Source organism: Streptomyces sp. NPDC040432 (assembly GCF_055595445.1).
This window is the reverse complement of the sequence record NZ_JBVIVP010000013.1, coordinates 187937-197286: the sequence shown is the minus strand read 5'-3', so window position 1 is coordinate 197286 and position 9350 is coordinate 187937. Positions and strand designations below refer to the sequence as shown.

The 9350-nt window shown below is 70.9% G+C and carries 10 protein-coding genes; 4 read left to right on the top strand and 6 right to left on the bottom strand.

Translation table 11 applies throughout. The annotated features are described in order from the left end of the window. The 4 genes from ACZ58N_RS25290 to ACZ58N_RS25275 form a co-directional block, all read right to left on the bottom strand. A partial coding sequence (locus tag ACZ58N_RS25290) for an ABC transporter substrate-binding protein (protein ID WP_471164006.1) occupies positions 1-524 on the bottom strand: 524 nt, incomplete at its 3' end. A gap of 287 nt (positions 525-811) precedes the next feature. Then, positions 812-910, bottom strand: coding sequence for a putative leader peptide (locus ACZ58N_RS25285; protein ID WP_471164003.1), 99 nt, complete (start codon positions 908-910; stop codon positions 812-814). Positions 911-1045: 135 nt separating this feature from the next. Continuing rightward, positions 1046-1504 (bottom strand): RrF2 family transcriptional regulator, encoded by a 459-nt coding sequence (locus tag ACZ58N_RS25280; protein ID WP_471164002.1) that lies wholly within the window; start codon positions 1502-1504, stop codon positions 1046-1048. A gap of 73 nt (positions 1505-1577) precedes the next feature. Beyond that, on the bottom strand, positions 1578-2786 hold the full coding sequence (locus tag ACZ58N_RS25275; protein ID WP_471163999.1) for an acyl-CoA dehydrogenase family protein: 1209 nt from the start codon (positions 2784-2786) through the stop codon (positions 1578-1580). A 232-nt stretch (positions 2787-3018) separates the two neighbouring features. Here ACZ58N_RS25275 and ACZ58N_RS25270 point away from each other — a divergent pair, with 232 nt between their 5' ends. Both ACZ58N_RS25270 and ACZ58N_RS25265 read left to right on the top strand, forming a co-directional pair. Next, positions 3019-3102: a putative leader peptide gene (locus ACZ58N_RS25270; protein ID WP_388902556.1), complete on the top strand. Its 84-nt coding sequence runs from the start codon at positions 3019-3021 to the stop codon at positions 3100-3102. A gap of 221 nt (positions 3103-3323) precedes the next feature. After that, a complete protein-coding gene (locus ACZ58N_RS25265; protein WP_471163998.1) occupies positions 3324-3920 on the top strand; it encodes a winged helix-turn-helix domain-containing protein in 597 nt (198 codons plus the stop codon). A gap of 39 nt (positions 3921-3959) precedes the next feature. On the opposite strand, the gene ACZ58N_RS25260 is transcribed toward ACZ58N_RS25265, so the two are convergent. Together ACZ58N_RS25260 and ACZ58N_RS25255 are read right to left on the bottom strand one after the other, a co-directional pair. Then, complete coding sequence (locus ACZ58N_RS25260; RefSeq protein ID WP_471163995.1) at positions 3960-4892, bottom strand: 5'-nucleotidase; 933 nt, start codon at positions 4890-4892, stop codon at positions 3960-3962. 145 nt (positions 4893-5037) lie between these two features. Further along, positions 5038-5847, bottom strand: a complete 810-nt coding sequence (locus ACZ58N_RS25255; protein WP_471163992.1) for a serine/threonine-protein kinase — start codon at positions 5845-5847, stop codon at positions 5038-5040. Between the two features lie 412 nt (positions 5848-6259). Here ACZ58N_RS25255 and ACZ58N_RS25250 point away from each other — a divergent pair, with 412 nt between their 5' ends. After that, positions 6260-6784, top strand: coding sequence for a hypothetical protein (locus tag ACZ58N_RS25250; protein WP_471163989.1), 525 nt, complete (start codon positions 6260-6262; stop codon positions 6782-6784). Between the two features lie 401 nt (positions 6785-7185). Then, positions 7186-9321, top strand: coding sequence for a hypothetical protein (locus tag ACZ58N_RS25245; RefSeq protein WP_471163986.1), 2136 nt, complete (start codon positions 7186-7188; stop codon positions 9319-9321). Positions 9322-9350 lie beyond the last annotated feature (29 nt).

The window sequence follows — 9350 nt, the reverse complement described above, 5'->3', positions numbered from 1 at the left end:
CAGTTGAGGAACGCGACGTCCTGGGTGTTGCCCTTCTGCGGGGTCGCGATCTTCTTGCCCTTGAGGTCGTCGAGGGTTTTGATCTTCTCGGGGTTGACGACGAGCTTGACGCCGCCGGAGGCCGAGCCGGAGATGATCCGCAGGTTGGATCCCTTGGACTTGACGTAGCCGTTGATCGAGGGCGAGGGGCCGATGAAGCCGATGTCGAGGGAGCCGCCGTTGAGGGCCTCGATCTCGGAGGGGCCGGCGTTGAAGGACTGCGGCTTGATCTTCGTGCCGTTCAGTTCCTTCTCGATCAGGCCTTCCTGGAGGCCGACGAGCGCGGTGGCGTGGGTCAGGTTCGGGAAGTATCCGATCCGCACCTCGGAGGCGGAGAGCTTCTGGCCCGCGTCGGCGGCGACGCCGGAGGCCTTGGGCTCGTCCTTCACCGCCTCGGAACCGTAGCCGCAGGCGGTGAGCAGCAGGGGGAGCGTCGCGGTGACGGCGATGGCGCGCAGGGTGGTGAGCGGTCTGGCGGCAGACACGGAGGTGTCCTTTCACGGGATGGTGTTCGAGGAGGTGCGGAGAAGGGCGAAGAGAGGCCGTCGACCCCACGGACCCGACGCCCGGCGGTGAGGGCGGCGAACGGCGAGCGACGGAGCGGTGGTCGAGGGCCCGGGGAGCGGAATCGGCGTCGGACACCTCGGAGTCGGAGGCCGGGCGCGTCATGGGGACCCGTGCTCGACTTCCACGCGATCGGCGTGGTCGGTGGAGGGTGCGTCCGGCGGTGCTCGGCTTCGACTACGCGAGGAGCGGGACCCGGAGCACGATGTCAGCCGGACGGACAGATGGCGCCGGCGGTGCGCAGCAGGTCGATGTGCCGGCGGGATGTCAGGGACGGCGTCCGGCTCGCGCGATGCAGTGTTCGCACGGTCCGCCTCCCGAATTCCTAGTTTTCCCACCTGGTTGGTAGGCATATTGGCAGAGCGGGACAGTCACCCCAAGAGGGTGACCGAATGATGGACACATGGATCTCGTTATGTGAGAACCCGCAGGTGGGGCAGGGTCAGGGATTGGTCCAGGCGCCGGGGGTTTCGGCCAGTGCCGACACCTCCGCGGGCAAGTCGGACGACGCGACGTCGGCGAGGCTCACGCCGTCAAGGATCTCGCGGACGTTGGCCCGCAGCGCGATCCACAGGGGGAGCAGTGCCTGGGAGGGGCCGGTGTAGGACAGGTCCGGGGGGCGTACCCCGCGCACCGAGACGAGCGGTCCGTCCACGACGCGGATCACGTCCGCGATGCTGATGGACCGGGCGGGCTTCGCGAGCCGGTACCCGCCGTTGCCGCCGCGCCGGCTGAGTACGAGACCGCCCCGGCGCATGTCGTTCAGGATGCCCTCAAGGAACTTGTGCGGGATGTCCTGGGCGTCGGCGATGGCCTCTGCCTTCACCGGCCCGTCGTCCTGTGACGCGGCAAGCTGCAGTGCGGCACGTACCGCGTAGTCCGCCCTGGCTGAGATCCGCATATCGGCATTATCCTGCATCGATCCGGCCGCTGTCGCCCGGCCGTCGACCGTCCGGCAGGTACTCGGGTCCGGGTCAGCGGAAGGCCGCCACCGCGGGGTGGGAGCCGTTGAGGTAGTGCTCGCCGATGGAGCGCAGGCGGTGGGCGGCAGGGCGGTGTGCCGTCAGGACCCGGGCGTTGCGCCAGAACCGGTCCAAGCCGGGCGCGTCGGCCAGTTCCAGCACGCGGGCGGTGATGCGCAGGGCGGCCTTCGAGGTCACGGTCTCGGCCGTGGCGACCAGGGCCGCGACGCCGGCGGCTCCTTCCGTGTCGAGGTGCGGACCCGTGTCGAGGGCCCGCGCCATCACGTCCGTCGCCCGGTTGACCACGGCGGTGGCCGTCTGGGCGGCCGAGGCGAGTTCCCCGTAGGTCAGGAAGAGGTCCGGGTCCTCGCCGGGCAGCCGGTGTGCGCGGCCACCCCTGCTGAGGTCGCGCGCCTCGGTGAGGGCGCCCTCGGCGATGCCGAGGGCGACCTGACACAGGGCGAGCCTGAGCGCCGGCTCCGCGAGCGCGGTGAAGGGTGCGGTCGACTCCTCGTCGTGCGGCCGGCGGCCCAGTACCTGTTCGGGTGTGACGGCGACCCGGTCCAGGACGACCTCGCCCGCGCCGGCGACGCGCTGTCCGAGCCGGTCGTGGGCCGGCTCGACGGTCACGCCCCTTGCGCCGGGCGGGATCCTGACGACGAGGACGTCACCGGTCGCCGCGCACGCGGCGTCGACCACGATCTGGTCGGCCGCGGCCACCGCCGTGTCCACGAAGCGGCGCCCGCTCAGGACGTAGCCGGGGGTGCGTCGCCGCAGCCTGAGCTCCGGTCCCTCGGTGTCCTCGTGGGGGGAGGCCGGAGCGCGGACCGCACCGGTCCAGAGCCACTGCTCGCCGACCGACTCCTCTTCGAGTGCGGTCGCGTGGTGCCGGTCCGCGTAGAAGCGTCCGCTCCAGGTGTGCACGTAGTGGCGGGCGAGCACGTCACCGACGGAGCTGTCCGCAGCGGCGATCTCCCGTACGACGGCGCATCCGGTGCGCCAGTCCGCCCCGCGGTCGGGCCCGGGCGGGGTGAGGGCCGCCAGCAGGCCCGCCTCGCGCAGCCGGGCCGTCTCGTCGGCGGGCGGTTTGCCCGCCTGATCGCGGGCGATGGCGTCCGCGGCGAGGTCGTCCGCCACGTCGCGAGCGGTACGCAGGAGCGTGCGGCGTCGCTCGTCGACGGATCGCCCGCCGACGGTGTCATGGGGGATGGCGGTGGTCATCTCGGCTACTCCGGAACGTTGTTGGGTGGCGTCGCCCGGCCGCTTCACCGAATCCCCACCTTTCCCATCGGATTGATAGGGATACTCGCCCGAAGCCGCCTGCCCGGCAAGACCATGACCGAATGGCGGACGAAGACATCTCGGGATGAGAGACCGAGCAGGTCAAGGTTTTTCCTATTGAATCAGTAGGGAAGTATTGACGCGTGCCCGCTGCGCACTCCACGATGTGGCCATGTCCCCGTCGCAGCCGTTGCTCGTACGCCGCAGGCACGTCGACCTCCGGCGCGTCGCCAGCGCCGCCTGCCGACCCGTCTAGGGCTCCCTCGACAGGGCATTTCCTCAGGTGCGCCGGCCTTCCGGCTGTCGCTCCTCTCCGCGCGTCCGCGTTCGCGTGCCCCCGGCCCTCCGAGCCGCACGGGTTCCGCCCCGCGTGCGGCGCGCCGGCCCCACCCCCGCGTCCGTCGCGGAGGCCCCTGCCCTGTCACGGCCCGACACCCGGCGTCCGCATGTCATTCCGAGCAGCCGAAGGGGCTCATCGTGACCACCGCACTTCCCGCACCGGTACCCGCCGTCGCAGTCCGCCGTTCCCCGGCCCCGCGCCTCCAGTTGGTGGACGACCGTCCGCCCGCCGTGTCCGCCCACGGGATCGGAGGAGCCCGCGTCGGATACCTCGTGTTCCTGCCGGCGGACGTGGATCCGGTCGCGGTGATGGCCGCGCACGGCATCCGCCCGGAGGTCCGACCCCTCGGGCCCGCGGTGTTCCCGGTGTCCGAACCGGGGCCGGCCCCGCACCCCGACACCCCGTACGCCGACACCCCGCGGCCCGAGGGCTCCGTCCGGTTCGGCGATGCGATCCGGGTCGACGGCGCACGTCGACAGGCCGAGGTCGACGGACGCGAACTCGACCTCACCTACCTGGAGTTCGACCTCCTGGCACACCTGGTGAACCATCCGTACACGGTCCACACGCGCGAGGCCCTCATCTCGAACATCTGGGGTTACGGACACATCGGCGACGGCCGTACGGTCGACGTCCACGTGGCCAGACTGCGCCGCAAGCTCGGGCCGACGCACCGGGGCCGCATCGCCACGGTCCACCGCGTCGGTTACAAGTACGTCCCCGACCACCCGTAGCCGCGGATCCGGTCCGGCCCGGTGGCCCGAACGTTCCACTCACGAGGGCGCGTTGACGACCCCGAACGGTATGTGCACGCTGGGTGTGGCCGATGCGGTGCCCTTCAGGTGGGAGACCTGGTCGTCGAAGAAGATGTGCGGATCCAGGGCGCCGATGACGGGGGCCTTGTCGATGCCGCCGAGGAAGAAGGCGTCGTCGACCCGCAGTCCCCATTGCTGGAGGCTCCGCACGGCCCGCTCATGCGCGGGGGCGTCCCGAGCGGTGACGAGGGACACCCGAAGGCGGGGTCGATACCCGGGATCCTCGCGGCGCCGGTCCTCCTCCCGGCGCTGGATGCCGTTGATGCCGGCGAGGAACCCGCTCAGTGGGCCCGGATCGTGCGGTGTCGACGCATTGCGGGTCTCGTGCGCGCGGAACGCGGCGATGCCGGCGTTCTGGAAGATCCGCTCCGAGGCGTCACCCGCCAACACACCGTCGAAGTCGAAGGCGATGCGCAGTTCGGGGTCGGCCTCGTCGTCGACCCGGGCTGTCTCCAACACGTGTCCCGCCGGCATTCCGTCCGCCACCGCATCGCGAACGTCGGCTCCGTTGGCCGACAGGAACAACGACATGTTCAGCGCCGGCATGAACCGGTGTGACGGACGGCCCTGCCGGAACGCGGCTCGGCTGATGGGCAGGCCGTGAGCTTCGATCGAACGCATGACCCGGAGGCCGGTGTCAGGGTCGTTCCGCGACAGGACGATGACCTCGACCAGCGGATCGGAGGGATCCGCGAGGTCGTTCAACGACAGCAGCCGCCGGACGAAGGGGAAGGCGACCCCCTTGGCCAACACGTCGTGCACATGGGCCTCCTGGTGAGCGCGGTAGGCGGCCTCCCCTTGCTCCCGGAACACCGCGTCGCAGTCGGTGAGGTCGAACAGGGCACTGGAGGCGATCCCTACCACCAGGCGACCGGACAGCTCGTACCTCATGACACCCCCGGCCGGCGTTCGCGCGGTATTGGGTTGCTTATCTCCGCGGCGCACATGCCGAAAACGCCTGCGACCTCCTCGGCCGGTGGAGCATGCGGCGGGGGAGCGGACCGAGGCCGATTCGCCGGGGGAGCCGTGGGCGGCCTCAGCCGGCCGTACGCCAGGCGGTGACGAGCGAGCGCACCGAATGGAAACGGCGCTCCGGATCGGCGGCCGTTGCCTTCTCGATGACGGCCAGTTGGCCGGGAGTACCGCGCCACCGCGTCTCCTCGTCGCCGGCGTCGAGGAGGAGCCGGAGCGCTCGGCCCAGGTTGAAAACGGTGGTCCGGATGTCGATGATCGAACCCCGCACGAATTCCTCCGGGGCCATGTAGCGGGAGGATCCGGGCAGCCGGTCCGCTCGCAGGATGAACGGCCCCGGCCGATATTCGTCCAGGTCGCAGAGCACCAGCCGGTGATCCTCGAAGTCGTACAGCATGCACCCGTCGTAGAGGTCGACGGCGACCATTGCGGCCTGCTCCACGGCCAGGTGGGCACTCAGGAGCGCGTCGAGGGCGGCGTGCACCCGGGGCAGGGGGAGCTGCCGGAACCGCGACATGGGACTACCGGGCGCGGCCCTTCCCCCGTGGCGCGAACGAGTCGGGTGGTAGAGGACCTCGCCCGGCATCCACGGGTACACGAGCGCCGGGCCTGCGTCGGTGCTGAACGCGTGCGACAGGGGCACGATGGCCGGGTGCGGGACGGCCTCGTGCAGCTGGACGGCCCGTCGCAGGGAGGAGGCGCCTTCAGGTGTCGAGGCTCCTTTGACGAACCAGCGCTGCCCCGCCGCGGTGAATCCGTAGGAGACGCAGCCGGAGTCCTGATCGGCGAACGTTCGGAAGATGGTGCCCGTTCGTGAGAGGTAGGGCTCAAGCGCCGGGACGTGGATCGCGTCGAGGATCGGGAGTTCCGTCATGTTCCGGATGCTGCCACCGCCGTCCCGGACCCGCCGGCCGATGCGCGAAGGCGCGACGTCCACCGCCCGCCCGGTGTTGGAGGGCGATCGGGTCGGTCGCCTCGTGGTGATCGCGCCCCGCGCGGCGGTCGGCTCGGCGCCCCGGGGGGCCCGGAAGGGCAAACGGTGTCCGGTATTCCGCACCTTGGCGACGTTATGTACGCGCCAAACCCGCGCCCGGGACCCTTCGGCGGGTGCGGCCGCCGGCCGTCAACTCGGGAACCGTGCGTGGGCTGCTCGTATACGGTGCGTGGTCATCGCTCACAAGTTCGCCGGAGGGCCTTCACGGGGCGCACACTTCCGGCCGTTCCGCGCCCGCGTGCGCCTGCCGGGGGCAGACGGCGCGCGAGCCGTCGTCCTAGCCTCCCGAGCCATGCGATCACCTCTGAAGAGCCGCCTCGGCCTCGCCGGCGTCCTCGCCTTCGTCCTGGCCCTGTTCGGACTGGCCCCCGCCGCGAGCGCCGACCCGGCGCCGGCCGCCCTGACGTTCACCACGAACGCCGCCACCGTCACCCCCGGCGGCACGGTGAACCTCTCGATGACGCTCACCAACAACAAGACCTACGACATCTGGTTCGTCTACCAGTCGATCGCGCCCACCTGGCTCACCACCCAGCGCGCCGATCTGAAGTACAGCTTCACCGGGTGCAGCGTGGCGACCCCGACCGGTGCCGCCTCGTGCGCCGGCGTCGGCCCGTCCGACCTCGGCGGCAACTACGGGGCGACGATCGCACCCGGCCAGAGCCGCACGGTGACGCTGACCCTGCAGGTGGCCGCCGACTCCGGTTGCAACGGCAACATAGGTTTCTACTCCTACTACTACGCCGAGTTCAGCGACAGTTCGAGCACCAGTGCCGGCCCCGTGTACACGCCCGAGACCCGGGTGCTCTGCGCCTGACGACCGGTTCCGCTTCCCTGTCCGGGTGGTGGCTTGAAACTGCCGGCCCCCATCCGTGACGTGGTCTGCACCATCGGGTCGGGGTGTCGGTGGGCCCAATCGGTCCGCCGGCACCCCACGTGGCTCCGGACCGGCCCTCGAAGCCGACCGGGGCCCTCATGCGTGGCGGCAAGGAACGACGCGCAGGGCCAACTCAAGCTCGATCAAGTCCAGTTGGTTACCTGTGATTTTCCGTCGGTTTTCGCGACATCCCCACGAAAGCTACACAGGTGCATCACTATGTGACGCGACGGATGCGTCGACGACTGGTTTCTGAGGGGGACACCGGCGTCGCGCACTTGGGGGGCGTCCGCTTCGTTGCGAGCCGCGCTGCCCCCTGCCCGGGGAGGGGACAACACCGCATGAAGCGAAGCATACGCACCACCGCGTTATCGGTGGGCGCGCTCATCGCAGCCTTCGGCCTGCCGGCCGGCACGGCACAGGCCGACACCGTGGCGCCGCGCGTGGACTTGCGCGTTCTGGTCGTGACCGACGGCGGTCCCGCCGTCCAGGCCATCGCGGCCGAGCTGGAATCGGCGGGCACGCCGTATACGCAGATCGACCTCACGCGGTCGGACCGGCCCACCATCGACCCGGCCTTCCTGGCCGACACCGTGGACGGTCGCCCGCGCGCCAAGTACCAGGCGGTCGTCCTGCCCAACGACAACCCCTTCGCGGCGGGTTCCACCGAGATGACGGCCCTGGCGGCCTACGAGCAGACGTACGCGATCCCGCAGGTCGACGCGTACACCTACGCCCGACCCCAGGTGGGCCTGCAGTACTTCGTTCCCGGCGGATACGCGGGCAGCGTCGACGGGGTCCAGGCCGCGGTCACCACCGCCGGTCGGTCGGGCCCGTTCGGCTACCTCGACGGGGCAGTTCCCTTCGAGGACAACTCGCCCACCGTCGGCGAGAGTTACGCCTACCTCGCACAGCCCGCCGCCGGAGCGGACTTCACCACGTACGTCGACGCGCCCATCCCGGGCACGACCCGGCGCGGCTCGCTCGTCGGCGAGTACCGGCACGACGGGCGACGCGAACTCGTCGTGACCTTCGTCTACAACCGCTACCAGCAGCAGTACCGACTGCTGGCCCGCGGCATCGTCGAGTGGATGACCGGCGGAGTGCACCTGGGTGCCTCCCGCAACTACTTCTCCGTCCACGTCGACGACGTGTTCGCCGCCGACGACCGCTGGGACACCCAGCTCAACTGCACCCCCGGTGACGTGGACTGCGCGGCCGGCACCGGTACGCCCAACCCGATCCGGATGACCGCCGCCGACGCCGAGTACGCCAGGACCTGGCAGGCCGACCGGGGCGTCACCCTCGACATGGTCTACAACGGGGCCGGCAGCCTCGACCAACGCGAGGACAACAACGGCGTCGACGCGCTCGCCGACAAGCTCCAGGCCGACCGCGCCCAATTCCGGTGGATCAACCACACCTACACGCACGCCTTCCTCGGCTGCGAGCAGGACACCGCTGTGGTGCCGTGGCGGTGCGCGACCAACGCCAACGGCTCCACCAAGTGGATCAGCCGCAACGCCATCGACGACGAGATCGTCCTCAACCGGCTCTGGGGCCAGAACTTCGGACTGCCGCTGCAGAACGACGAACTGGTCACCGGTGAACACTCGGGCATGGCCGTCCTGCCCCAACAGCCGCAGGACAACCCGAACCTGGCGCCCTCCCTCACCGGCAACGGCGTCAAGTGGCTCGCCTCGGACAACTCCCGCGACCCCGAGCAGCGCCAGGTCGGCTCGGCCTCCACCGTCGCCCGCCACCCGATGAACGTGTACTACAACGTCGGTACGGCCGCCGAAGCGGTGGACGAGTACAACTGGATCTACACCTCCCGGGCCCAGGGCGGCAGCGGCATCTGTGAGGACCACCCGGACACCACCACCTGCCTGACGGCGCCCCTGGACATCGCCACCGGCTACGCCACCCGGATCGTGCCGACCGAGATCGGCACCGCGCTCGGGCACGTGCTCGCCAACGACCCGAAGCCGCACTTCATCCACCAGTCCAACCTGGCCGAGGAACGCCTCGCCTACCCGGTGCTGAGCGGGGTCGTCGACGGCTACAACGCGCTGTTCGCGGCCAACACACCGCTGGTGAACGAGCGGATGCGGGACATCGGTGCCGAACTGAAGCGCCGAGGCGCCTGGAAGAGCGCCGTGCAGGCCGGCCAGGTCACCGCCTACCGGGTGGGTGACACCGTCACCGTCCTGGCACCGAACGGCCTCGACGTCACCGCGAGCCTGCCCACCGGCACCCTGCGGGGCGGCGCCGCCTACGGCACCCCCTACGCGGGCCGGGTCTCCGGCTGGACCGCCTCGACCGGTGCACCGCTCACCCTCACCCTGCCGTCGTCGGCGCCCGCGGCCCCGTCCGCGGCGGCCGCCGCCCGCCCGGCACCCGCGACCGCCCCCGCACCCGGCACGCCCGTACCGCCGGCCGTGCGCGAGGGCGCCGAGGACACCGACCGGCGCTGAACCGGCGTCCGCCGGTCCGGGCCGCCACC